Below are 25,523 nucleotides of genomic sequence, written 5' to 3' on the forward strand. Positions count from 1 at the left end.
AATGTGCTTTTACCTAAATCAATCCCTATAACGCGAAAGTTAGACATGATGACCACCTCTTCTTTGTTAACCAGACAAACTGGAGTTTAACACTAGGTTGGGGCGTACCATCTTATTAATGCGTTAGTGCATTGAGTTGAATTAAGCTGATATTGATTAGAAAAAGTATCTTAATTTCCTAATTCGCTCCGACCCCTTTATCCGCAATAGAATCCACAACACTCCGCCGGTCAACCTTGTTTCTGGCTTATCCAAGTCTTAGTAAGTAAATGCCTAGCTAACCTCTATACTTCTTACTTAGGTAACAACACTTCATGACAAGTAGAGGCCGATTATGCACTTTACTTCTATGTGGATAGCAATTCCCTACCTGCTACCTTCACTAACAATGGCTCATGCAGATCTCTGCTCTGAGCATTTACAAAATGTCATCAACATTGAAAGTTTCGATGATATTGCCTCACAACTTAAGACCATTCCAAACTTGAAAGATGAGTATGAAACCACAGCGGCCTTCAATAACCGAGTCACCGTGGCAACTAATAAAATCAACAAAAAGTTTTTTGTCTACACATCATTCGATCCTAGCCAATTGACCTATGATGCTGACAATAAAACGCTATCGATTAAATCCTATGCTATTGATAACAAGAGAACTAAGTATTCTAGAATCTTTGGTTATGGCAGTAACTTTTTAGATCAAGTTGAATACTCCTCCGACAACATAGATGTTGTAGTGTCGTCAAAAGATAAGCGTAAAGGTACCTACACAGGTCAAAATAGCTTTGGGGTTAAAACTAAGATCTCGGCTATTGAACGCACAACAAAGGCAATTTTCGATAAAAAAGCTGCTTATGGAGCCGATATACTTGTAACACCTTATCCTAATGGCCGCTCTGTAGATCGCTCTTATGTCATTGGTGTTTTCGCTAATGTTAGCCCTGAAATAGCGAAAAAGTTTAAAGAAACAGCCTTGTCTGCAGTATTAATTGAGCCTAAACATCCTTATTACGTCAAAGGAGGGACTTCAAAATGGGGGGAACCTACCTTGTCAAACCCGGTGAAAATTGTTGAAACGCTTGAAGTTATAGTTGCCGATATACAGTGCGCTTTTATCACAAATGCCGAGCACAAAGTCTTTCTCAGTATTAAAACCAATTGATACCAGTCAATGTCTAGAAATCTGATCCATTCATGCTTCTATTTACCACAAACTTTATAAGGCTTTTCTTTATCATCGACTAAAATTGTACTCACTTCTTTAGTCGTGAAATGGATATTATTCATGGTTAAGTTTATTCAAACATTGGGGGTAGTCATTGTATCAGTGTGGCTTTGGGGTACAGCTGGTATGACTATCTATTACGAAATTGACCGTAAAATTGACTGTGTAGAAAACGAAGGATTTTTCAAAGGTTTTTTCTGGTGTGAAACCACAACCTTATCACGCACAGCTTTTTATGCCAACCACACTACACTGTTCTTCAAAGCAATGCTTTGGCCTGTAACTGCTTATGATAGTTTTTTAGAAGAATCACATGACGGCTCAGATGTAGAAAGGAGACTGGGTGTAGCTGTTATACAAGAGTCACACGATATTACTAGTTTAGATCTGTCTCATGAGTACTTATGCCATCAATTTATGGAAGACTCTAGAAGCGTATACCTTGGTGAGAAGGAATTTGAATCCATTCCGAATCTATATCAATACGGTACATATATTGCCACCGATGATGTACTGGCCAATAAGTTGATTAATTTAGCTCAGAGCTATTATGGTAAGTCGCCAAATAATGAAGAGTTTGAATATTTCGGTAAATTGATTTCTACTGAAATATTCAATGTGTGCAACAAAGAGCCTTTTATACATGTCAAAAAAGCTATGATAATCGCTGCGAAAAATGTTTAACCAGCAACGAGTCAATCAGTATCAATTACACCAGCGTTCTGGCTTCCCTTGCCATGTTCGGCCTAATTATGATTAATGTAGTGGACAAAAATATTGGCCACTGTTTTGTATGTTAACCAGCTACAACTCAAGATCTATCATTATAGATAGCTATGTCATTAGCAATAGTGAGTAACTAAATCCTACCAAGTAAAACCAAATCGAAGAGATAAATTATCCGGTGTAAGTGAGCTCGAGGACTTCGATTTCAGGGATGAAATCGTAGAGCGCCCATGGACGGGTTTACAGCGTACCGAGAGATTACTTGCACATAAGCCTGCAGCAGGCAGTTGATTGTAAATGAAGGAATGACCTTCAATCCCCCCCCAATACCAAACTAGTCAAATGAATCAGATCAAAAAATGTAATCAGACTTCATTCGAAGGCCCACTAAAGAACCAGTAGAACTTTAATCCAAGGGAGAGTTTCCGAGAAACCAAGATCAAGTTTTCAGTGATTTCCAAGCCAATCAGTTCCCCAGTACCACCATATCCAACCATATCCAACCTTATATCGACCTCATCGTTCATCAAGAACAAGTTCTTCCTGAATTAGAAGTTACAAATTAAGCCTCTGATATCAATAAGATATTGCACAAAGCACTATCTAAGAGCATTCTATACACTAGTGAGATTTTAAATAGACCCAATTGAAATCTAGCAAGAGGAAAAGAGCTCACAATGCCATCTCTGCTTCGAACGGCCTCAATAATATTCCCAGTTATCTTATTACCGATAAAGACACACGCCACCGTTATTGAACTCACCACTTACCTAGGGGGCAGCGAAGGAAAGCTGGCTAACAAACCTGCGCTTATCTACAAGTTCAGTGACGGTTCGCAGCAAAACCGCTGCAGTATTATCACCACAGAGAGCTACCTCGTTAATTCAAAAAACAGATTGGAGAACATCAACCTAAGCGAGCCTAACTTCTACTTCGACTGTGTATGGGATGGAAGATACTATTTCCTATCTAATCGGCACAGAACCTATGCAGAGGTGATAATCAAGCAACCAGATATGAATTTTCCTATGTCGATGCACATAGAAGCAAAACTTATCAACATCATAGGTGAGCGCGCCGAAATCATCAGCGGTGATATATCTCTGAGAAGAACTGGAAAGTAACCAAGAAAAAGGCTCCCCAGCTCCATCATTCACCTTAAATTAGTTTTCCAAAAAACACTCTGAGTAGATCACTTTCTTATACTGGTTGGTATAACTAATCAGCCAAACGGATCAGATGTTCAGCATAAAGCTTAACGTCATCCCAGTCGGTGTAATCGATAACTGATTTAGGATCAGTTGGTCCATCCGTCATCTTCATGATGAGCTGAATAGCGAGTCTGTCCCACCAGCGCCATGAGGGGTAATCGACCTTACCAGCAATCACTTTGACATCGTTTGGCTTCCAAGGTGAAAGCTCAATAAACTTCTGCAGATACTTGTTGTTTTCAGGCACACGCTTTTCTGGATTACGCGCCACCACATTGACACTGTAGAAGCTGTTTGGTTTCTCACTAAGGGCGGCTTGATGCTCGGTTGTAAACGCAAAAACACTTTTATCGTAGCTGCCATACATGACACAAGCTCCCAGTGCGACGCTGTCATACTTGGCCCAATCTAGCCCCTCTTTTACCGCTTCGCTAATATGCATCACCCGAGATTTATGGCCTTGGTGTTCAATATGCTCAGCAATGGCACGACTAATTTTAGCGGTATGCCCGCCTCGGGAGTAATACAGTACGAGAATAGATTTCATTCATATGCCTAATTTATAATCTTGATAGCTTCCTATATTGTTTCAGTCTGTCGAAGAATAAACAGGATAATTGATCACAAATTAGCGCTAGCTCATATAATTTACACTCAAAATTGAGATCTCGACTAGGGTCGGTATCATTGTCATTACAGAACAACTCAATTAGAATTGGCTAATCCTAGGAGTGAGTCACCCTATGCAAAAAGAAATCGATGTAGATGCTATGGTATCTAATGCAGAAAATGCAGCAAAGTGGCTAAAGGCGATCGCCAATCCCTACCGCTTGATGATCTTATGTTTATTACTTGAGAATGAATATAGCGTCACTGAGTTGAATGAAACTGTCCCGCTAAGCCAGTCTGCACTATCACAACACTTAGCTGTGTTACGGGCACAAGATCTTGTCTCTACACGCAAGAGCTCTCAGGTTGTTTTCTATAAGCTTAAAAATGAGCAGGTCACAGAAGTGATCTCCATACTGCATAAGCAGTACTGCGCTTAACGATGAACCACTGGAATTAGCAGTTCTAGAAACAAGCAAGCCTGCTTAAAGCAGGCTTTTTTATAGGTGAAAATCAAAATCTATCTATCGGCAAATGCCTTGCCAAACTCCTCAACCTGCTGCCAGTTGGTAAACTCATAAGTGCCCGATGTATCCGTGGGCCCCTTAGTCATCCACATGATAAAACGTATCATGGTCTTATCAAAAAAACGGTATTTTGGGTAATCGATTTTACCGGCAAAGACACCTAACTGCTGAGGCTTCCACAGCGATAGCTCAAGAAACTTCTTCATATAGGGGTTCGTTTCTGGAGTGTTTTTCTCAGGCTTTCTTGCCACTACATTCACGGTAAAAAACGCATTGGGCTTGGCACTCAGTACCGCATGATGATTATTGATATACTGATAAAGTTCAGGCCTGTGCTTACCATATCGAATACTGGCACCGATCATCACCTTGTCAAAGTCAGCCAAACTCAACGCTTTGGCCTCCTCAAGTGAAGCCAATGTCACCTCACTTTCAGCGGTTTGATTTACCCCTTTCATTAACTCACAAATTGCACGGGTTTGTCCGTCAACCGTCGAGTAGATAATAAGCGTCTTATTCATCAATAATCCTAAAGTAGTGTTTGCTAGTTTTTCCAGAATGTAGGGGTAAACAGCACGAGCAAGGTGAACACCTCAAGCCGACCAAACAGCATGGCCATTAACAGTACCCACTTCTCACCATCACCTATACTGGCATAATTACTCGCCACTTCACCAAGGCCTGGGCCTAGGTTATTAAGACAAGCCGCGGTGGCGCTAAATGCTGTGATGTTATCCATTCCCATCGCCATCAATAGCAGCATACAGAGCACAAATACCAAAGCGTAAGCTGAGAAGAAGCCCCACACAGCATCGATAATTCTATCTGGCAGGGCCTTATCACCGATACGGATTGAGAACATGCCTCTGGGATGGACAAGACGCTTTAACTCTCTCGAGCCCTGCTTTAACAACAAGATCATACGTATCACCTTGATGCCGCCAGCGGTAGAACCACCACAGCCACCGATAAAGCTGGAGAAGATGAGTAGCATAGGAAGAAACAGCGGCCACATATGGAAGCTCTCGGTACCGAAACCTGCCGTCGTCGAGATAGATACCGCCTGAAATAGAGCGAAATCTAATGTCTGCTCGGGGGAGTCATAGATCCCCGAGTGGTATAGCACACCAAAACAGATCCCCGTGAGCACCAACTGCACTATCACTAAGGCTTTAAATTCCGCATCTTTAAAGTAGATCTTCAGGTTGATCCCCCGCCGTGTAAACGCGGCAAAGTGCAAACTAAAATTAAGCGCAGCGATCAATAGAAACACCACACAAACCATGTTTATCGCAGTGCTATCAAAGTAACCCATACTGGCATCATGGGTAGAGAAGCCACCTATGGCTATGGTTGAGAATGAGTGACAGATGGCGTCAAACACATCCATCCCTGCCAGCCAATAAGCCACGGCGCAGGCGATAGTCAGCGCAAAGTAGATATACCAAAGCGCCTTAGCGGTTTCGGCAATACGTGGGGTCATCTTGCTATCTTTTACAGGTCCAGGCATCTCGGCCCGGTATAACTGCATCCCCCCAATACCTAACATAGGCAAAATGGCCACAGCGAGTACAATGATCCCCATGCCACCCAGCCACTGCAGCAGATGTCGATAGAAGAGAATGGCCTTAGGAAGAGAATCCAGACCAACAATCACAGTCGCCCCTGTGGTCGTGAGTGCAGAGAAGGATTCAAAAAAACTGTCGGTTATGCTCAGATCTGGTTGATTCGTGAAGATGAATGGCACTGCACCGATAGATCCCAATACGGCCCAAAACAACACGACCAGCAAGAAGCCCTCACGAGTTCGAAGATCTTTTTTGTGTCTACGATTAGGGTACCAGAGCAGGAAGCCTAAAAAGAGACTGAGAAAAAAAGCCTGGATAAAAGCGGTACCACCACCATCTTTGTAGATCACCGCAACCAAGGCTGGAGGAAGCAGTGATAGGGAGAAGAGTCCCATTAAGAATCCAGTGATTCTTATTATTGTTCTATATTGCATTCAGGTTTTATCACGTCCATTTTCCATAGGTGGCAATTCGGCCACGAATGCTAGTTTCTCACAAAATGGTAACCCATCACAGAAACAAATTAATGGGTTGAATCACTCTTCTGAAAATCAAACTTAGCCGCTAAAAGCCCTTGGCTCATGGTTGCTAGGTCACGGTTTAATTCAGTTTGAAACCGCTTAGGGATCGCAAAGTTGAGGGTCACCTTCTCCATAAAGTCCCGCTCCTCAATCACGCCATCATATTGCGCTAATAGATACTCAACATCTTTAAGCTGGCCATAATCACATACAAGTAAGCCGGGATAACGGATCTGTTTTAACTGAGTCTCTAGCTGAGTCAGCCCCTGTTTTATCCCTGAGCTATATGCTCTCACTAATCCACCAACACCTAACTTAGTACCACCAAAATAACGCACCACAACGGCACCTATCTCACCCACATCGGCACCCTGCAAAGTCGCCAACATAGGACGACCAGCACTACCTGATGGCTCACCATCATCACTGGAGCCCATAGCGACGGTATTATCAGGCTCAGCAGCGACAAAAGCATAGCAATAGTGGTTAGCTCCAGGGTAATCAGCTTTTATGTTAGTGAGTGCACACTTAAGCTCTTCGTAAGACTGGCAGTGAAAAAGAAAAGAGATAAAGCGACTATGCTTTATCTCCTCCTCTATAATCAATTCAGCCGACGGGATCCGATAACTGTCAGTCAATATCGCTCACCACTTTAAAAACATACATGCAATAATTTCCATTCTTTATGCCAATACACATCAAATCCAACGAGATAACTTCCATCTCTTAAACAATAATCTGCTCGCCACGCAGTGAACTAAAATTGAGGTGCGAAGCAGATCAATTTAAGCCACAATCACGAGTCATATTCTCATTTTGATCAGCATGAACGATGACATTATCTTCAATTCTGATCCCACCAAATGGACGCAAAAGGTCAACAGTCTGCCAGTTCACCTGTTTCTTACGATTATCCTGTTTTAACTCATTTAGCAGAGAGTCAATGATATAAAGACCCGGCTCGATAGTCAGCACCTGATTTGCGGCTAATGTACGTGTACATCGCAAAAATGGATGTGCATCAGGAGCGGCAATATGGGTGCCGCGCTCATCATGGAGGAATCCCCCCATATCATGAACCTGAAGCCCCAACATATGCCCTAGTCCATGGGGGAAGAAAACATTGGTAATGCCCTGCTCCACTAGTGACTGAGGATCCCCTGAGGCGATATCGAAATCGACTAATATCTTGGCCAGTTTTTGATGAGTTGCAATATGCAGGTCCACGTACTTCACACCGGGGCGCATCATAGAGATGATCTCAAGTTGCATCTTATCCATGGCCTCAATAAGCTCACTGAAGATATTTTTTTCGAAAGCGTAAGTACGGGTGATATCTGAAGCGTAGCCAAAAAAGTTAGCCCCAGCATCGATAAGGAAGGAGTTTCTACTCTCAGGGCGCACACTCTCTAACTTGGTGTAATGCAAAATAGCAGCGTTCTCATTGAGGGCCACGATATTACTGTAAGGTACCTCATTCTCCCCCTGATTTGTTGCAGTCAGATACTCCTGCTGGATCTCAAACTCGCTCCCACCATTAAAGAAGGCATTTTTAGCAGCAAGATGACCCTTAACAGCTATCTCGTTTGCGTTACGTAAACAGCACAACTCATATTGTGTCTTACTTGCTCTGTGATAGTGAAGATAGCTCATCACAGCATCTGGATTACGGGTTTTAAATCCAAGTACTTCAGCCACATCTAAGTGCTCACCAATATAAGCCCACTGACTGATATCACTTGGTAAAAGTTCAGCCACTTTATCGGCTTTAGTGAGCAGTTTTATCTCCACATGTTCTGTCCAGAAAGCATCAGGAAGGTCGGCAACCTTGTGCCAAAAATCAACGGGGCGATAAAAGATCAATTGTGGTTTATCTCGTCCATTGACCAATAACCAGCAGTGAGGATTATCTAAAATAGGTAGCCAAGCTTTAAAGTGCGGATTCACCTTAAAGGGGTAGTCCATATCATCAAGAAACTGACGGTGAGGTTGACCGGAATGGATCACTAAACCTGAGAGGTTTTCACGGGAGATAATCTCAGCAACACGATGATTTAATTCTGCTATGTGAGATTTAAAATGATTAGCCAGTTGATCCATATCTTTTATCCTATTATTAATTCTAATTCTTTAAATCGGAAGCAAATCTGTAACTAAAAACAGTTTAACATAAAGCATAAAAATCACTCTACTTAAGCAACAATCAAACAAGTGTTTAAATTGGGTGTTGTAATTTATTTGATTTCGTCGCACACTGACAGCAACTGGTCAGATGATGACCTAAGGCGAGATAGAGAAATTACCCGGGTAAACAGACCCTACAGTCACAACATTCTAAGACGGGTATCACGCAAAAGGAAGCAAGCAATGATCTACCAAAGTCCTACGATTCAGGTTGAGTTACTTGAAGACAATATTGCTCGGTTATGCTTTAACGCTGCCGGCTCTGTCAATAAACTAGACAGAGAGACAATAGACTCACTCAATGCTGCATTAGACGCAATTAAGCAAGACACGAATATTCAAGGTCTAGTTCTGACTTCAGGAAAAGGCGCTTTTATTGTCGGTGCTGACATCACTGAGTTTCTCGGTCTATTTGCTCAAGAGGAGAGTGTACTTCTTCCTTGGATTGCTGAAGCAAACGTTGTTTTCAATAAGATTGAAGACCTGCCATTCCCCACTATCTCAGCCATTAATGGCTTTGCACTGGGTGGCGGTTTTGAAACCGTACTCGCAACGGATTTCCGTATTGCAGATACCACAGCCAAGCTTGGCCTACCAGAAACTAAGCTAGGATTAATTCCAGGTTTTGGTGGCACAGTTCGTCTGCCTCGCCTTATTGGTGCCGATAACGCACTGGAGTGGATCACGACGGGTAAAGATCATAAACCAGAAGCCGCTCTTAAAGTTGGCGCTATCGACGCAGTTGTTGCCCCAGAGAATTTAGAAGCATCGGCTATCGCCATATTGAAAGAAGCCTTAACTGAAAAGTTAGATTGGCAGGCACGCCGCGCCAAAAAGCAGGCTCCGCTAAACCTACCTAAGCTTGAAGCTATGATGTCATTCGCCACCGCTAAGGGCATGGTATTTAAGATTGCTGGCAAACACTACCCAGCGCCGATGACAGCGATTAGCGTTATCGAGCAAGCTGCTCGCAGTGAACGCGCTGACGCATTAATGGTCGAGCATCAAGCCTTTATCAAGCTCGCTAAAACCGACGTAGCACAGGCACTAATCGGTATCTTCCTTAATGACCAACTAGTCAAAGGCAAAGCTAAGAAAGCCGGTAAGTTAGCTAAAAATGTCGACAGTGCAGCTGTACTTGGTGCAGGCATCATGGGTGGTGGTATCGCATACCAGAGTGCCAGCAAAGGCACACCAATTGTGATGAAAGATATCGCACAGCCAGCGCTTGATCTTGGCCTAGGCGAAGCATCTAAGCTATTAGCCGCTCAAATTAAGCGTGGCCGCTCTACACCAGAGAAGATGGCTAAAGTACTGAACAACATCACCGCAACACTGGACTACGCACCAGTTAAAGATGTCGATGTTGTGGTCGAAGCCGTTGTCGAGCATCCAAAAGTAAAATCCATGGTGCTTACTGAAGTTGAGCAAAATGTCAGTGACGATGCCATCATCACATCAAACACCTCAACCATCTCAATCAACCTGCTAGCTAAGAGTCTTAAGAAGCCTGAACGCTTCTGTGGAATGCACTTCTTTAACCCAGTGCATAAGATGCCACTTGTTGAAGTTATTCGTGGCGAAAACAGCTCTGAAGAGACTATCGCTTCGGTCGTGGCTTATGCCAGTAAGATGGGTAAGACACCTATCGTTGTTAATGATTGCCCAGGCTTCTTCGTAAACCGCGTACTCTTCCCTTACTTTGCTGGCTTTAGCGGCTTACTCGCCGATGGCGCAGATTTCGCGGCAATCGATAAAGTGATGGAGAAGCAGTTTGGTTGGCCTATGGGTCCTGCATACTTGCTTGATGTTGTCGGTATCGATACCGGTCATCATGCTCAAGCAGTAATGGCTGAAGGTTTCCCTGATCGCATGGGTAAAGATGGCAAAGATGCCATCGATATCATGTTTGAGTCAGAGCGTTTCGGCCAGAAGAACAATAAAGGTTTCTACGCTTACTCAGTAGACCGCCGCGGCAAACCAAAGAAAGATCTCGACCCAAAGAGCTATGAGCTACTTGGCGCAGAGTTTGGTGAACTAAAGGCATTTGAGTCCGATGAGATTATCGCTCGTACTATGATCCCTATGATTATCGAAACAGTTCGTTGTCTCGAAGAGGGGATTATCGCAACGCCTGCAGAAGCTGATATGGGGCTAGTATTTGGTCTTGGCTTCCCACCATTTAGAGGTGGTGTATTCCGCTATATCGATACCATGGGTGTCGCTAATTTCGTCGCACTTGCTGATAAGTACGCCCACTTAGGTGGACTATACCAAGTGACTGATGCGATGCGCGAACTCGCCGCTAATAATGGCAGCTACTATCAAGCTTAATAAGTGGGAAGGAATAGAACAATGAAACAAGCAGTTATCGTAGATTGCATCCGTACTCCCATGGGCCGTTCTAAGGCTGGAGTATTTAGAAATGTACGCGCAGAGACACTCTCTGCAGAGTTAATGAAAGCCCTCTTGGCTCGCAATCCAAAACTAGATCCAAAAGATATCGAAGATGTGATTTGGGGATGTGTACAGCAAACCTTAGAGCAAGGTTTCAATATCGCTCGTAATGCCGCTCTACTTGCTGGCATTCCGAAAGAGGCTGGTGCTGTTACCGTAAACCGTCTATGTGGTTCATCTATGGATGCCCTACATCAAGCGGCACGTGCCATCATGACGGGCCAAGGTGATACCTTCATTATTGGCGGCGTCGAGCACATGGGTCACGTCCCGATGAACCACGGTGTCGATTTCCACCCAGGTCTTGCTAACAATGTCGCGAAAGCCTCAGGCATGATGGGTCTTACCGCTGAGATGCTGGGTAAGATGCATGGCATTAGCCGTGAACAGCAAGATGAGTTTGCAGTACGTTCACATCAACGTGCTCACGCTGCAACGGTTGAGGGTCGCTTTGCAAATGAGATCCACCCAGTCGAAGGTCATGATGCTAACGGCGTTTTGATCAAGGTTGAGCATGACGAAGTGATCCGTCCGGAGACCTCAATGGAATCACTGTCGGGTCTTCGCCCAGCTTTCGATCCAGCAAACGGCACAGTAACCGCAGGCACCTCATCGGCTCTCTCTGATGGCGCATCAGCCATGCTAGTTATGGAAGAGGAGAAAGCCAAAGCGTTAGGCCTACCTATCCGTGCACGCATTCGCTCAATGGCTGTTGCTGGTTGTGATGCGGCAATCATGGGTTACGGCCCAGTACCTGCCACAAAGAAAGCGCTAGAGCGTGCAGGCCTAACAATTGATGATCTCGATGTTATCGAGCTTAACGAAGCCTTCGCCGCTCAGTCTCTACCATGTGTTAAAGATCTTGGTTTGATGGATGTGGTTGATGAGAAGATTAACCTTAACGGTGGCGCTATTGCGCTAGGTCATCCACTAGGTTGTTCAGGCGCTCGTATCTCGACAACACTGATCAATCTGATGGAAGCCAAAGATGCAAAATATGGTTTAGCAACCATGTGTATCGGTCTAGGACAAGGTATCGCAACCGTATTTGAACGCCCATAGATCTGGATAGATTTTATTGCGTTAATACCCAATCGATATTAACTAAACGGCAAGCTCTGTGAGCTTGCCGTTTTTATTTACAGTAAAAATTCATCAGGCTATTGTATCCCTAGAACATACGATAACTAGGTTGATAATATGGAAATTAATTTACTTAAGGATAAGCCAAATTTTATTCCTCAAATCGCAAAATGGTATAGCGATCAGTGGGGCTATATCGATGATGGCTCTGACAAAGAGAGTCGCTCCACAATCGCTCTGGAGATCAAGCTCGCCGAGTACCTCAATTCCGACACGATTCCATTGATGCTAGTCGCAACTAAAAAACGATCTTTAATCGCCGCCGCTCAACTAAGATTTCAGGAAAACTCTCTCTACCCTAGCGACTCACATTGGTTAGGAGGCGTTTACGTGTGTGAGTCTCATCGTGGCAATGGTGCAGGCCAAGCTCTGCTAGAAGCTATCGTTACCAAGGCTAAGCAGCTAAACGTCCAACAGCTTTACTTGCAAACTGAAGATCTCTCAGGAGGACTCTATAAAAAGATGGGGTGGAAAGCTGTAGAGGAGGTAAAATACTGTGACATCGATTTATTGATCATGAAGCGAGATCTAATAACCTAATGAGCATTGAGTTATGACACCAGCAATCAACAGCCTGAAACGTGCAAAACAAGCGTACCGTATCCTTGAATATCATCATGATGCCAATGCAGGCGCTTATGGGATTGAGGCCGCCACTAAGCTAAGTTTAGATCCCTCCTTGGTCTTTAAAACCTTAGTGGCCAAACTAGACAATGAAAAGCTCGTTGTCGCCATCATTCCTGTAGCTGAGAAGCTCAATATGAAGCTCTTAGCTAAAGCAGCTGGCGTAAAGAAGGCTGCGATGGCATCGGCACAGGAGGTGGAACGCTCAACGGGTTACGTACTGGGCGGTGTCAGTCCCTTAGGTCAAAAACGCCCTCTTGCCACTTTCATCGATATCAGTGCAGAGTCACTTGAACAGATATATGTTAGTGGTGGTAAGCGCGGACTTGATATCGAGCTGACTCCAGCGAGCCTGCAGCAGTTAACCAAGGCAAACTTTACCCCTCTGACGGTTTAGCATCTAAATGTTCCACGTGGAACATCTGCCACTTGTTAAGCATAACTTCACAAATTCACCTGCCTAACTTGGCATCGTTTTAAGGCTAGCGTAATATTAGCCTCCCCTGTTAAAACGACCTTGGCAATTAGGCTACACACATGAGCAATCAATTTTCAGAAGCACAACATCAACTCGACGCACTTGGACTCAGATGTCCGGAACCCGTAATGATGGTTCGCAAATCAGTGCGTAAGATGGCTCAAGGTGAAACCTTACTTATCATTGCCGATGACCCAGCAACCACTCGTGATATTCCTAGCTTCTGCGAATTTATGGATCATAAGCTGCTTGCCAGCCAAACAGAGACAACCCCCTATCAATACTTGATCCAAAAAGGCTTATAGGCGAATCTAAGCTTTCAGCACTTAAAAGAACATGAAAGTAGCAGGAGCCAAAATGCCAACACTAACAGCTATAGGATTTAAACCGGTAAAGCAAGGCCCAATGACGCTTGTCAATACAGCTCAAGTTACCAAATCAGCTGGCGTGGAACAGGACTTTTTTGGCCGGCCAGGAAAGCGACAGGTCACTGTAATGTCACAGGAGCAATGGAGCCTAGTCTGTCTTGAGCTTAATAAACCCCTTCCGTGGATAACACGACGCGCTAACCTACTTATCCAAGATTACAGTTTTTCGGCTTCAGATAGAGGTAAGCTATTAAAAATTGGAAGCTTAGAGTTGCTTATCACAGGTGAAACCGATCCCTGCAAGAAGATGGAGATAGCACAAGCAGGCTTAGAAAAAGCGCTGACTCCAGATTGGCGAGGTGGTGTTACCTGCCGAGTACTCAATGATGCACAAATATCTCAAGGTGATCTTGTCACCATTTCAGAGCTCCCAGAGTAACTTTCACTTACCAGCTAATTCATAAAAAACCATCTACTCCAGTAGCAAATAGCACAAGATGTTTGTTACTGAACCTTTCATCCCCATCCCCAACATCCTTTAACAAAATTACTACACTGTTTTTGTTTTCCTGCTCAGCTAAATATGCGATAAATAACACCAAATATTTTAAAGAAACACCAATACCTACAACAAGTTTAACCAAGCAGTTAACCCTAACAATAACTAAAAATGCCGCACCGCGGCCATCATAGAGATGCACAGCAGATCTATTAAGGGACCCACCAATGTTAAAACATAAATTAACGCCACTGTACGCGGCTATAGCGCTCAGCTTCAGCTCCCCCTCTTTTGCCGAAGAGTCTAGTGATAAAAAAGAGGCCAAATGGCAGGTCAATGCACCGGCCAATGCGCCATTAGAAAAGGTCGATATCAATGTAACCGAAGGCACTTGGATGAACGTTAGTGTCAGCCCAAACGGTAAAAATATCGTATTCGACATGCTAGGTGATATCTACCAGATGCCGATAGAGGGTGGCGAAGCCAAAGTGCTCGCTGAAGGGATCGCTTGGCAGATGCAGCCAGTATATAGCCCAGATGGTAAATATATCGCTTTCACCTCAGATGAGGATGGCGGTGATAATATCTGGATAATGGAAGCCGATGGTAGCAACCCTAGAGCGGTAACAGAGGAAACATTTAGGCTGCTCAATAGTCCAGCCTGGAGCCCTGACTCTCAATACCTAGTTGCCCGTAAACATTACACAGGTTCACGTAGCTTAGGCGCTGGTGAAGTTTGGATGTACCATGTTGCTGGTGGAGAAGGCGTCAAACTCACTGAGCGACCTAACGAACAGAAAGATCTAGGCGAACCCGCCTACTCTCCAGACGGCCGCTATATCTACTTCAGCCAAGATGCAACCCCAGGAAAGACCTTCCACTACTCAAAAGATTCGGTCAAAGGGATCTACAAAATAAAGCGTTATGATACTCAAACCGGTGATATAGAGGTATTAATCGAGGGCACAGGTGGTGCTATTCGCCCAACCCCAAGTCCTGATGGTACTAAACTTGCCTATATCAAGCGCGACGGATTTCAATCATCTTTATACCTACTAGATCTTAAGTCGGGTAAAATCGATAAGCTTTACGGCAAGCTCGACAGAGATATGCAGGAGACCTGGGCTATTCATGGCGTCTACCCAAGCATGAGCTGGACCAGTGACAACCAAGAGATTGTCTTCTGGGCTGGCGGCAAGATCAATAAGCTAGATGTCGAATCTAAGTCAGTTGAGCAGATCCCCTTCTCCGTTAAAACTAAACTCGATGTGCAACCTGCAGTTCGCTTCACTCAAAACTTAGATCAAGATAAGTTCGATGTGAAGATGCTACGAATGGCTCAGGTATCACCAGATGGTAAAAAAGTCGTCTATGAAGCATTGGGTAAACTTTGGGTCAAATCCCTAGCTAATGGCAAGCGAACGCGACTAACTAAGCTCGATTCCGAGCTAAGAGAACTATTTCCTCAGTGGTCACGTGATGGGAAAAGCATTGTCTTTTCAACATGGGATGATGAAAAGCAAGGTAGTGTCCGTGTCGTCAATGTCAGAAACAAGCGAGCTAAAACCTTAACCAAAGAGCCTGGCAAATATGTAGAACCCACCTTCTCTCCTGACGGCTCATTCGTGGTTTATCGCAAGGCTAAAGGCGGCTATATAACGCCGAGAACTTGGTCTCAAGAAACCGGTCTTTACCGCGTCGATATCAAAGGTAAAGAGAGTATTAAGATCACTCCTGACGGCTATCAACCGCAATTTGGTGCCGACTCAGATCGTGTCTACTTTATGGATCACGGTGAAACACCTGAACTGGCTTCCATCAACCTAAACGGTTTTCAAAAACGTGTTCACTATACCAGTAAGCATGCCACAGAGTTTCGCGTCTCTCCCGATGGAAAGCAGCTCGCCTTCGCCGAACGTTTTAAGGTTTTTGTCACCCCTTTTGCTAAGCATGGTGAGACCATCAATATCGGTCCTAAAGCTAACAACCTTCCAGTGACTCAACTCAGTGTCCGTGCAGGTGAGAGTATCAGCTGGAACAATGATAGCGACCAGCTTTACTGGACTTTAGGTCCTGAACTTTACCAAGTGGCAGTCGACAACTCCTATGGAACAGATAAGTCCACAGCCTCTGATAGCAAAGCAGATAAGGCAGCAGAGCCGAAAATTACCGACCTTGGATTTACTCAAAAAGCAGATGTTCCACGTGGAACAGTTGCATTTGTCGGTGGCAATATCATCACAATGGAAGACGATAAGGTGATAGAAAATGGTATCGTAATTGTCAAAGATAACCATATTGTCAGCGTTGGTGATGCCAGTACTGAAGTACCAAGCGATGCTCTGGTGATCGACATTAAAGGTAAGAGTTTGATGCCGGGTCTATTCGATGCTCACGCTCATGGTGCACAGGGCGAGAACGAAATAATCCCGCAACAAAACTGGGAACTATACGCAAACCTTGCACTGGGTGTCACCACCATTCATGATCCATCCAATGACACAACTGAGATCTTTGCCGCATCAGAGCAACAGAAAGCAGGTAATATTGCAGGCCCTCGTATCTTCTCAACCGGTACCATTCTTTATGGTGCAAATGCACCAGGTTACACCTCACACATAGACTCACTCGACGATGCTAAATTCCATCTAGAACGTCTTAAAAAAGTCGGTGCTTTCAGCGTTAAGAGCTACAACCAACCGAGACGTAACCAGAGACAACAAGTGATAGCAGCAGCCCGTGAACTTGAGATGATGGTGGTTCCAGAAGGTGGAAGCTTACTGCAACATAACCTGACGATGATCGCTGACGGTCATACAGGTATCGAGCATTCACTTCCAGCTGGTGCCATCTACAACGACATTAAGCAGTTCTGGAGTCAGACTGAAGTGGGTTACACCCCTACTCTGGTAGTTGCTTACGGTGGTATCTCTGGTGAGAACTACTGGTATGATAAAACTGATGTTTGGGCTCATCCTCGTCTCTCTCAATATGTGCCAGGGGATCTACTCCAAGCGCGTTCTATGCGTCGCCCAACGGCACCAGATGAACACTACAACCATTTCAATGTGGCACGAGTGGCCAATGAGATGAACGATTTAGGCATTAAGCCAAATATCGGTGCTCATGGTCAACGTGAAGGTTTAGCTGCTCACTGGGAGATGTGGATGTTTGCCCAAGGTGGCATGTCGAACCTTGAGGTATTAAAAACCGCAACAATCAATCCTGCAAAACATTTTGCGATGGATCATCAAATTGGTTCGATCAAGCAGGGTAAACTTGCCGACCTGATTGTTATTGACGGTAACCCGCTGGAAGATATTCGAGTCACAGATAGGGTCACCCACACCATGGTCAATGGCAAACTTTATAATGCCGAGACAATGGATCAACTAAATGGAGAGGAAGATAAGCGAAAGCCGTTCTTTTTTGAACTTTAAGAGCGGTTTTTAATTTTAAAATCTGGCTAACTTTGGGCGCAAATTTATATTTCATAAAAATTATTTTTTAAGTGAAAAAGCCAAAAAATAATTGAAATCGCTTCGCGATGTTGATTTGTGAAAAGCCAAAGACTTCCAAATGCAAAAAGGAGTGTTCCACGTGGAACACTCCTTTTTATTTGTAAGCTGATAAAGACAAGCTAGAAAAACAAGAAGCAAAGAAAGTAGATCCTGAAACAAGTTTAGGATGACGGATAAATAAGTGAGCTTTCGAACCTTCCGTAATCCGTGAGCGAAGCATTCACGCCTGCCTTTATCCTTCCTAGGATCTTTCTTAGCTTTTCCTCGGCTCACCTAAATCATAGCAAAAACAATCTGTTGTATGATCATTTACCAAGCCTACAGCTTGCATAAAGGCATAACAGATAGTAGGGCCAACAAAATTAAAGCCTAGTTTTTTCAAGGCCTTAGACATAGCTTCAGACTCAGGCGTTTGAGCAGGTACTTCTGACATAGAGTTAAACTTGTTAACTATGGGCTTTCCCCCGACAAAACTCCAAATAAACGTAGAGAAATCATCACCCTGAGTGTCAGAAAAATGAGTCATATAAGCACGAGCATTTTTGATGATCGAGTTAACCTTTAATCGGTTACGCACAATCCCTTTATCAAGTAGTAACTCCTCCACTTTATCATCATCAAACTTGGCAATGATAGCAGGGTCAAAATTGGCGAAAGCGGCTTCATAATTATGCTGCTTTTTAAGGATAGTGATCCAAGATAAACCCGCCTGTTGACCGTCAAGGCAGAGCTTAGCAAACAGCTCTTGGCTATCAAAAACAGGCCTTCCCCACACCTCATCATGATAGGCTTGATATAGATCATCAGCGCCAACCCAGCTACAACGTTGCTTTTCCATGGTAAAAATTCCAAGTTTTATTTGATGAGATAAAAAATAACCTACATATGCCTTTTTCTTCAAGGTATAATCGAAACCATTTTTTAAATTTCCAAACTAGCTCTGCATGCTGAAATAGCATAATTGAGAGGTTGGTTTCATCTTGACGGCGTAGATAGTAGACATGACGACGAAACATGACGTAAAGACATTCCAGGGCTTCATTATGACCCTGCAGGAATACTGGGCGCAGCAAGGTTGCGCTATCGTTCAACCTCTGGACATGGAGGTTGGTGCTGGTACATTCCACCCACAGACTTTCCTACGTTCATTAGGTCCAGAGCCAATGAGCAGTGCTTATGTGCAGCCATGTCGCCGCCCTACTGATGGCCGCTACGGTGAAAACCCAAATCGCCTTCAGCACTATTATCAGTATCAGGTCGTTCTAAAGCCTTCACCAAGCAATATTCAAGAGCTCTACTTAGGCTCACTTGAAGCCCTTGGCGTCGATATGAACGTCCATGATGTCCGCTTCGTAGAAGATAACTGGGAGTCACCAACATTGGGCGCTTGGGGCCTAGGCTGGGAAGTCTGGTTAAATGGTATGGAAGTATCACAGTTCACCTACTTTCAGCAAGTTGGCGGACTTGAATGTAGCCCAGTAACCGGAGAGATCACTTACGGTCTTGAGCGTCTGGCCATGTATATTCAGGAAGTAGACAGTGTTTACGACCTAGTGTGGACCGATGGCCCAATGGGCAAAGTCATGTATGGTGATATCTTCCATCAAAATGAAGTTGAGCAATCAACCTATAACTTCGAACATGCTGACGTCGATGTACTATTTAAGATGTTTGATGACTGTGAAGTTGCTTGTCAGCGCCTGTTGACCTTAGAGAAGCCGCTTCCGCTGCCAGCCTATGAGCAGGTAATGAAAGCATCCCACGCATTTAACCTGCTAGATGCTCGCCACGCAATCTCAGTAACAGAGCGCCAGCGTTATATTCTCCGCGTTCGTACTATGGCCAAAGGCGTAGCAGAATCCTATTATCAAGCCCGTGAAGCTCTTGGCTTCCCAATGTGTAAGTAGAGGTATATAGAATGAATTTTGAAAACTTACTCATTGAAGTTGGTACCGAAGAGCTGCCTCCAAAAGCCCTGCGCAAACTGGCTGAGTCTTTTGTTAGCAACTTTACCGATGAACTTGAAAAAGCAGAACTAAGCTTCGAATCGGCCCAATGGCACGCAGCTCCTCGTCGCCTAGCCTTTACTGTAAACCAGTTAGTTCTAGCACAGGCTGACAAGGTCGTTGAGAAGCGCGGACCTGCGATTGCTCAAGCATTTGATGCCGATGGCAACCCAACTAAAGCCGCCATGGGCTGGGCTCGTGGTAACGGTATTACTGTTGAACAAGCTGAGCGTCTAAAAACAGATAAAGGTGAATGGCTACTTCACCAAGCTAAAGTTGTTGGTGTTGAAACTAAAAGCCTTATCAATGACATGGCACAACGTGCCCTCGATAAACTACCAATTCCTAAACCAATGCGTTGGGGAACAAGCAAGACTCAATTTATCCGTCCAGTACACACAGTCACTATGCTACTAGGCAGTGAGCTGGTTGAAGGTGAGTTACTTGGTGTTAAATCGGCTCGTGTTATTCGCGGTCACAGATTCATGGGTAAGAAGAGTTTTGAGTTAGATCATGCAGATAACTACCTGTCAGCACTGAAAGAGCAAGGCATGGTTCTCGCCGATTATGAAGCGCGTAAAGCGATCATAAAGGCAGATGCAGAAGCTGCAGCCGCTAAGATTGGTGGTGTTGCAGATCTTGAAGATGATCTACTTGAGGAGGTTACCTCCCTAGTTGAATGGCCAGTTGTGCTAACCGCAAACTTCGAAGAGAAGTTCCTCGATGTGCCGGCAGAAGCCCTGGTTTACACCATGAAAGGCGATCAGAAATACTTCCCTGTCTTCGATAAAACTGGCCAGTTACTACCTCACTTCATCTTCGTGACCAATATCGAATCGAAAGATCCTCAAGTGATCATCTCTGGTAATGAGAAAGTGGTTCGTCCACGTCTTGCCGATGCAGAGTTCTTCTTCGAAACCGATAAGAAACAGACTCTTGAGTCTCGCCTTGCAAGCCTAGAAACGGTTGTTTTCCAAAAACAACTTGGCACTATCAAGCAGCGTGTTGAGCGTATCTCACAACTGGCAGGCTATATTGCTAATTCAATAGATGCAGATAGCGATGAAGCGTCACGTGCAGGTCTACTCTCTAAGTCAGATCTGATGACAAACATGGTAATGGAGTTCACCGATCTTCAAGGCACCATGGGTATGCACTATGCGCGCCTAAATGGTGAAACAGAAGCTGTCGCTGTAGCTCTTGCTGAGCAGTATAAGCCTAAGTTCTCTGGCGATACCGTACCAACAGCGCCTATCTCTGTCTGCGTTGCACTGGCTGAAAAGCTAGATACCTTGGTCGGTATTTTCGGCATCGGACAAGCACCAAAAGGCGCAGCGGATCCGTTTGCACTACGCCGTGCTGCCATTGGTGTATTGCGAATCTGTTTAGAGAACAACCTACCACTAGATCTTGTAGATTTGATAGCTAAAGCACAAGAACTACACGGTGATAACCTCACCAATGACAAGGCCGCAGAGCAGGTACTTGAGTTCTTTATGGGTCGTTTCCGCGCTTGGTACCAAGACCAAGGTGTGAGCGTAGATGTGATCTTAGCTGTACTGGCTCGACGTCCTACAGCGCCTGCCGATTTCGATAGCCGCATTAAAGCCGTTGCGCACTTCAGAGGACTTGAACAGGCCTCTGCACTTGCCGCAGCCAACAAGCGTGTATCAAATATTCTGGCAAAAGTTGAAGGTGAACTTGCCACTGACATCAGCAGTGAGTTATTGGTAGAAAGCGCTGAAAAGGCACTAGCAGAAAAACTAAATGAGCTTCAGCCTCAACTAGCACCTCTGTTTGCTGCTGCTAACTATCAGCAAGCCCTATCTTTGCTCGCCGATCTACGTGAAAGCGTCGATACCTTCTTCGAAGATGTGATGGTGATGGCAGATGATGAAGCCCTGAAGAATAACCGCTTAGCCCTGCTATCAAGCCTGCGCGAACAGTTCCTTCACGCTGCAGATATCTCATTGCTTCAGTAAAGAAGCTACGAGGGCATAAGGGCGAGTTCCTAGGAAAGACATCAAGCCCCAGCTAGACTGGGGCTTTTTTTTAGAACATTTTCAACTTCTCATGGTAGATATCGAACTGCTCACGGGTCAAATTTGCATCCATCAGCAACCTGCTTAAACAATCCTCATCCAACTGATTTGCCTGAAATAGCATTGAACATTCGCTGACTAAATTTGCTCGCCAAACAGCCAGAGCAAGCTCATCTGATGGTTTAGAGTGGCTACTGGCAAGCTGACTCAATGACGTTTCAAAGATAGCGGGAAGCTGCCAATGCTTTGCCAACAGGGCACTTAAACTGAGCGACTTTGTGGTCATCACCTGCTTAAACAGTGAAGAGTTAGGCTGCTCACCTGGTTCAGCCTGATGAAACGCATCTAATAGCATCTTAAAGATCGCAATCTTCCCCACATCATGGAGTAGACCCAGCATAAATGCCGTGTCAGGGTCGCACTTGCCGAACTCGGCCGACAGATAGGAAACCTGCTGAGAATGGCGCCAAATCTGTAGACCAAAACGGCGATAATAGATGGGCTTTATCTCAACGACCTCCGCCATCAGAGATGTAGTAACCAGCCGCCTAATCTGCTCCCTACCTAGCTGAACAAAAGCTTGTTGCAGGTTAGTCACCTCTTTATCAGAGCGTTTAAAAGCTGGAGAGTTACATAACTTAAGTACTTCAACACTCAATACAGGCTTAGTCTTAAACACCTCCAGCAGAGTCTCAATATCAACACTGTCATCCCTAAGTTTCTGATCTAAAGCCGCCAGTTGGCTGGGAAGCTTCAATACTTTTTCAGCAATATCTCCAGGGCAGGCAAGCGCACTCTCTACCTCTGAGATCACACTCTTCTCAAGGTTATTGGCAATACCTGTGTCGGCCCCACTTTGAGAGGGAAACAGCATGCCATAGAACAGGGCTGAAACATCAACGCTTCTTTCTGGCGTCACAACATTCAGAGGAGTCTGGGGTTTGAGAGTGGCATTATTTGCTGCGGTTGATAGCTTTTGGAAGCCAAGCTCGGTAGAAAGCACCTTAGGCTTTTCTACTGAGACCTTGTCTCTAACATTGAAAATTTTCTTAATGATTCTCTTAACCAATTTTAATGACCAATCATCTATTTGATAGTAGTAAAGTATAGCAAGTCGAATCGAAGTTTGATGAGATAAAATCGTTTCTAGCTTGTTTTCCTAGTAACAAATACCGACACTATCAAAATACAATAACTTAATATGATTAAGGTCAAGAATGATCAATACCAGCCCTAAGGTATATCGCTTAGGGGAGAGGGCTATCGTACTCGACTGCAGCGAACTTTTCCCAGCACTCTCCAAGCTAACCATTCAGAACAGGATCTGGGAATTGGCTCAAAAGTGCAGAGAAAATAGGATCTTTACCGATCTTGTCCCTGGAATGAATAATCTGACCCTATTTATTAAAGATGCCAATCAACTGGCAGACTGGATTGCGAGGCTTCCAGAGCTTTGGAGCGATACCACAGGCATAAAGCTTGATAAACCAAGCGTAGAGATCCCTGTTGTTTACGGTGGTAAATATGGTCCAGATCTCGACGAGGTTGCCAGAATCCACCAGCTGGACACGAGTGAGGTGATCCGCATGCACACAGCTCCTGAGTACACGGTACTATTTCTTGGTTTCCAGCCGGGATTTCCCTACTTAGATGGCCTTAATAATCAGTTATTCACCCCAAGACTTAGCACTCCAAGGTTATCCATACCGGCAGGCTCTGTAGGTATTGGTGGCGAGCAAACGGGTATTTATCCCAAAGAAGCACCGGGTGGCTGGCAGCTCATCGGCCGCACAAATCTTCCCCTGTTCACACCTGACAACCCAGAGAGTCCAACCCTTCTCGCTCCCGGATACAGAGTACGATTTACACAAGTCAGCAGTTTAGAGTTTCCCCAATGATAAATAGTCCCCAAGAAGTGGCACACTCGAGTGCAGATATTGAGGTTCTCACCCCAGGACTATTTAGCACAGTCCAAGGCATAGGTTTAACTGGATACCGACATCTAGGCATCCCCATTGGCGGCGCGCTGGACAGTCACGCACTGATCTTAGGAAACCGGCTATTAGGCAATCCAGATAACACTCATGGGATTGAACTGACCAGCGGAAAAGTGGAGCTTAAGTTTAACCGTGACAGTTGGTTTGTCGTCACCGGGGCTCAATATCAGATATCCATAGGTGACCGAAATATCTGGAGTGGTTGGCGTAACAAAATCAAAGCCGGTGAAACCTTAACCCTTAAAGGTCCAAGCTCCAAAATGCACGCTTACCTGACGATAGATGGCGGTATTGTGCAGCACTCACCTCTAGGCATAGGAGGCTCTACCTCCCAAGCACTTGGGCGGGGAGATCGACTACAACTCGGTAAAACTCTCTCTATCACCAAGCCTATAGGTGCAGTGCAAAGAGGTTACTGTGATGAGATCCGCGCTTTACCTGGGCCGGAGATGTCACTTTTTACAGCCACATCACGCAAAGCCTTCTGGCATAACCGATGGCAGCTGACGAATGCCAGCAACCGCATGGGAGCTCGGCTTGATGGCGAAGCGCTCTCTCTGAGTGCACCTAAAGAGCTTAACTCTCATGCCGTGATGCCAGGCGTAGTGCAAGTACCGCCATCAGGTCAGCCCATCGTTCTGCTCGCCGATGCACAAACTACAGGTGGATACCCTAAAATTGCTACCGTGATTGAGGCTGATTTATGGAAGCTGGCTCAAACTCGGCCTGGACAAAGCATTCGATTCGTTCATGTCAGCCCAAGCCAAGCCGATGATGCAAACTACGAGTGGCAACAATATTTTTATCGCCTCCAAAGAGCCATGAATGGCTCGTAACTCATAGAAAGTAAGGTTATATGGTTATGGCCAGAGTAAACGTGAAAAACTACCCTATCGACCTCAATGCGGATCTGGGTGAAGGAGGTCTCCATGATGAAGCTCTGCTTCAAATTGTCACTTCGGCCAATATCGCTTGTGGTGGTCACACTGGCGATCAGCAAACCATGACTGCTGCTGTTAAAGCTGCAGTAGAGAACAAGGTAAAAATAGGCGCCCACCCCAGCTATCCCGATACCATTCATTTCGGACGCGCTCCCATGGAGATCTCAAATCAGGCATTACGTGAGTCTATATCTAAGCAGATAAGGGCACTAAAGAGTGTCTGTGAGCGACAGGGCGCAGAAATGTTCCACGTGAAACCTCATGGTGCCTTTTACAATAAAGTCGCTAAGGATGAGGCTATGGGGCTTATTTTAATAGAGGTGATTAAACAGATAGATCCTAATCTTAAGTTGATGATCTTGGCAGCAAGTCCCTTAGTCAAGCAAGCAGAACTTGCGGGTCTCACAGTGATTCAGGAGGCGTTCGCCGATCGCGCCTACCTTAACGATGGCTCGCTAGCCCCCCGTGACAGAGAAGGAGCAGTCATACACGATAAGCAGGCCGCACTAACTCAAGTGAAACAGTTTATCGCCCAGCAACCAGTCACCAGCTTAGATGGCCAAGCTTTGACAATTAAAGCCGATACCATCTGCCTCCACGGTGATAATGAACACGCATTAGAGTTTGCCAAGCTGATAAAAGACTCGCTTTAAAGACATTTCCCAACTCCCTATAGGTCAGTGATAGAAATGCACAGAGATGTAGGAACATCTCCTGCCATGTGCAACGTCTATTTGTATACATCCCTGTGCAAACCCCTTCATACAGGATGTATGAAATGTGCTACAGATGTAGGGAACATTTCAAGTGCCGTGGTGCTCAGGGATAAATACATCCTAATACAAATCCCCTCTAACGCTGTGACCAACATGGATG

The 25,523-nt window shown here is 44.9% G+C and carries 24 protein-coding genes; 16 read left to right on the forward strand and 8 right to left on the reverse strand.

Features of this window, described 5'->3' with window-relative positions; genetic code table 11:
• The first annotated feature begins 388 nt into the window (after positions 1-388).
• The 3 genes from K0625_RS20760 to K0625_RS20770 all read left to right on the forward strand — a co-directional run bounded on the left by K0625_RS20760 (position 389) and on the right by K0625_RS20770 (position 3,075).
• The gene (locus K0625_RS20760) at positions 389-1,162 is read left to right on the forward strand and encodes a hypothetical protein (protein ID WP_220111393.1); all 774 of its coding nucleotides are present in this window, start codon (positions 389-391) and stop codon (positions 1,160-1,162) included.
• A gap of 123 nt (positions 1,163-1,285) precedes the next feature.
• A complete protein-coding gene (locus tag K0625_RS20765) occupies positions 1,286-1,909 on the forward strand; it encodes a hypothetical protein (protein WP_220111394.1) in 624 nt (207 codons plus the stop codon).
• Between the two features lie 719 nt (positions 1,910-2,628).
• Positions 2,629-3,075 carry a hypothetical protein gene (locus K0625_RS20770; protein WP_220111395.1) on the forward strand — a complete coding sequence of 149 codons (447 nt, stop codon included), beginning with the start codon at positions 2,629-2,631 and terminating at the stop codon, positions 3,073-3,075.
• Positions 3,076-3,169: 94 nt separating this feature from the next.
• Here the strand turns inward: K0625_RS20770 and hemG (K0625_RS20775) are convergent, their stop codons facing one another.
• On the reverse strand, positions 3,170-3,709 hold the full coding sequence (hemG, locus tag K0625_RS20775) for a menaquinone-dependent protoporphyrinogen IX dehydrogenase (protein ID WP_220111396.1): 540 nt from the start codon (positions 3,707-3,709) through the stop codon (positions 3,170-3,172).
• 196 nt (positions 3,710-3,905) lie between these two features.
• Here hemG (K0625_RS20775) and K0625_RS20780 point away from each other — a divergent pair, with 196 nt between their 5' ends.
• A complete protein-coding gene (locus K0625_RS20780) occupies positions 3,906-4,211 on the forward strand; it encodes an ArsR/SmtB family transcription factor (protein WP_012322676.1) in 306 nt (101 codons plus the stop codon).
• 80 nt (positions 4,212-4,291) lie between these two features.
• On the opposite strand, the gene hemG (K0625_RS20785) is transcribed toward K0625_RS20780, so the two are convergent.
• The 4 genes from hemG (K0625_RS20785) to pepQ all read right to left on the reverse strand — a co-directional run bounded on the left by hemG (K0625_RS20785) (position 4,292) and on the right by pepQ (position 8,487).
• A complete protein-coding gene (hemG, locus tag K0625_RS20785; protein WP_220111397.1) occupies positions 4,292-4,819 on the reverse strand; it encodes a menaquinone-dependent protoporphyrinogen IX dehydrogenase in 528 nt (175 codons plus the stop codon).
• 23 nt (positions 4,820-4,842) lie between these two features.
• A complete protein-coding gene (locus K0625_RS20790; protein WP_012322674.1) occupies positions 4,843-6,300 on the reverse strand; it encodes a TrkH family potassium uptake protein in 1,458 nt (485 codons plus the stop codon).
• Between the two features lie 89 nt (positions 6,301-6,389).
• Complete coding sequence (locus tag K0625_RS20795) at positions 6,390-7,025, reverse strand: YigZ family protein (protein ID WP_220111398.1); 636 nt, start codon at positions 7,023-7,025, stop codon at positions 6,390-6,392.
• A gap of 142 nt (positions 7,026-7,167) precedes the next feature.
• Positions 7,168-8,487 carry a Xaa-Pro dipeptidase gene (gene pepQ / locus K0625_RS20800; RefSeq protein ID WP_220111399.1) on the reverse strand — a complete coding sequence of 440 codons (1,320 nt, stop codon included), beginning with the start codon at positions 8,485-8,487 and terminating at the stop codon, positions 7,168-7,170.
• A 267-nt stretch (positions 8,488-8,754) separates the two neighbouring features.
• Here pepQ and fadB point away from each other — a divergent pair, with 267 nt between their 5' ends.
• The 6 genes from fadB to K0625_RS20830 all read left to right on the forward strand — a co-directional run bounded on the left by fadB (position 8,755) and on the right by K0625_RS20830 (position 14,080).
• The gene (fadB, locus tag K0625_RS20805; RefSeq protein ID WP_220111400.1) at positions 8,755-10,905 is read left to right on the forward strand and encodes a fatty acid oxidation complex subunit alpha FadB; all 2,151 of its coding nucleotides are present in this window, start codon (positions 8,755-8,757) and stop codon (positions 10,903-10,905) included.
• Positions 10,906-10,926: 21 nt separating this feature from the next.
• Positions 10,927-12,090, forward strand: coding sequence for an acetyl-CoA C-acyltransferase FadA (gene fadA / locus K0625_RS20810; protein ID WP_012322670.1), 1,164 nt, complete (start codon positions 10,927-10,929; stop codon positions 12,088-12,090).
• Positions 12,091-12,228: 138 nt separating this feature from the next.
• A complete protein-coding gene (locus K0625_RS20815) occupies positions 12,229-12,711 on the forward strand; it encodes a GNAT family N-acetyltransferase (protein ID WP_220111401.1) in 483 nt (160 codons plus the stop codon).
• A gap of 13 nt (positions 12,712-12,724) precedes the next feature.
• Positions 12,725-13,192: a Cys-tRNA(Pro) deacylase gene (gene ybaK, locus K0625_RS20820; RefSeq protein WP_220111402.1), complete on the forward strand. Its 468-nt coding sequence runs from the start codon at positions 12,725-12,727 to the stop codon at positions 13,190-13,192.
• A 140-nt stretch (positions 13,193-13,332) separates the two neighbouring features.
• Positions 13,333-13,578, forward strand: coding sequence for a sulfurtransferase TusA (gene tusA / locus K0625_RS20825; RefSeq protein WP_012322667.1), 246 nt, complete (start codon positions 13,333-13,335; stop codon positions 13,576-13,578).
• A 52-nt stretch (positions 13,579-13,630) separates the two neighbouring features.
• The gene (locus K0625_RS20830; RefSeq protein WP_220111403.1) at positions 13,631-14,080 is read left to right on the forward strand and encodes an MOSC domain-containing protein; all 450 of its coding nucleotides are present in this window, start codon (positions 13,631-13,633) and stop codon (positions 14,078-14,080) included.
• Between the two features lie 19 nt (positions 14,081-14,099).
• Here the strand turns inward: K0625_RS20830 and K0625_RS20835 are convergent, their stop codons facing one another.
• Positions 14,100-14,342 (reverse strand): hypothetical protein, encoded by a 243-nt coding sequence (locus K0625_RS20835; protein ID WP_220111404.1) that lies wholly within the window; start codon positions 14,340-14,342, stop codon positions 14,100-14,102.
• A gap of 25 nt (positions 14,343-14,367) precedes the next feature.
• On the opposite strand from K0625_RS20835, the gene K0625_RS20840 reads away from it, so the two are divergent.
• Positions 14,368-17,580, forward strand: a complete 3,213-nt coding sequence (locus K0625_RS20840) for an amidohydrolase family protein (protein WP_220111405.1) — start codon at positions 14,368-14,370, stop codon at positions 17,578-17,580.
• A 334-nt stretch (positions 17,581-17,914) separates the two neighbouring features.
• On the opposite strand, the gene K0625_RS20845 is transcribed toward K0625_RS20840, so the two are convergent.
• Complete coding sequence (locus tag K0625_RS20845; protein ID WP_220111406.1) at positions 17,915-18,499, reverse strand: DNA-3-methyladenine glycosylase I; 585 nt, start codon at positions 18,497-18,499, stop codon at positions 17,915-17,917.
• A gap of 163 nt (positions 18,500-18,662) precedes the next feature.
• Between K0625_RS20845 and glyQ the strand changes: the two genes are divergently transcribed.
• Positions 18,663-19,568 carry a glycine--tRNA ligase subunit alpha gene (glyQ, locus tag K0625_RS20850; RefSeq protein WP_220111407.1) on the forward strand — a complete coding sequence of 302 codons (906 nt, stop codon included), beginning with the start codon at positions 18,663-18,665 and terminating at the stop codon, positions 19,566-19,568.
• Positions 19,569-19,579: 11 nt separating this feature from the next.
• Positions 19,580-21,649: a glycine--tRNA ligase subunit beta gene (gene glyS, locus K0625_RS20855; RefSeq protein ID WP_220111408.1), complete on the forward strand. Its 2,070-nt coding sequence runs from the start codon at positions 19,580-19,582 to the stop codon at positions 21,647-21,649.
• Positions 21,650-21,719: 70 nt separating this feature from the next.
• On the opposite strand, the gene K0625_RS20860 is transcribed toward glyS, so the two are convergent.
• A complete protein-coding gene (locus K0625_RS20860; RefSeq protein WP_220111409.1) occupies positions 21,720-22,778 on the reverse strand; it encodes an HDOD domain-containing protein in 1,059 nt (352 codons plus the stop codon).
• Between the two features lie 148 nt (positions 22,779-22,926).
• On the opposite strand from K0625_RS20860, the gene pxpB reads away from it, so the two are divergent.
• From pxpB to pxpA, 3 genes are read left to right on the forward strand one after another with little or no spacing between them, the layout of a single operon-like run.
• Positions 22,927-23,607 (forward strand): 5-oxoprolinase subunit PxpB, encoded by a 681-nt coding sequence (pxpB, locus tag K0625_RS20865; protein ID WP_220111410.1) that lies wholly within the window; start codon positions 22,927-22,929, stop codon positions 23,605-23,607.
• On the forward strand, positions 23,604-24,542 hold the full coding sequence (locus tag K0625_RS20870; RefSeq protein ID WP_220111411.1) for a 5-oxoprolinase subunit C family protein: 939 nt from the start codon (positions 23,604-23,606) through the stop codon (positions 24,540-24,542). The genes pxpB and K0625_RS20870 overlap by 4 nt, the downstream gene beginning before the upstream one ends.
• A 26-nt stretch (positions 24,543-24,568) precedes the next feature.
• A complete protein-coding gene (gene pxpA / locus K0625_RS20875; RefSeq protein WP_220111412.1) occupies positions 24,569-25,300 on the forward strand; it encodes a 5-oxoprolinase subunit PxpA in 732 nt (243 codons plus the stop codon).
• The last annotated feature ends 223 nt before the right edge of the window (positions 25,301-25,523 follow it).

Origin of the sequence: Shewanella nanhaiensis (assembly GCF_019457885.1) — a bacterium.
In the GTDB taxonomy this organism is placed as follows: domain Bacteria; phylum Pseudomonadota; class Gammaproteobacteria; order Enterobacterales; family Shewanellaceae; genus Shewanella; species Shewanella nanhaiensis.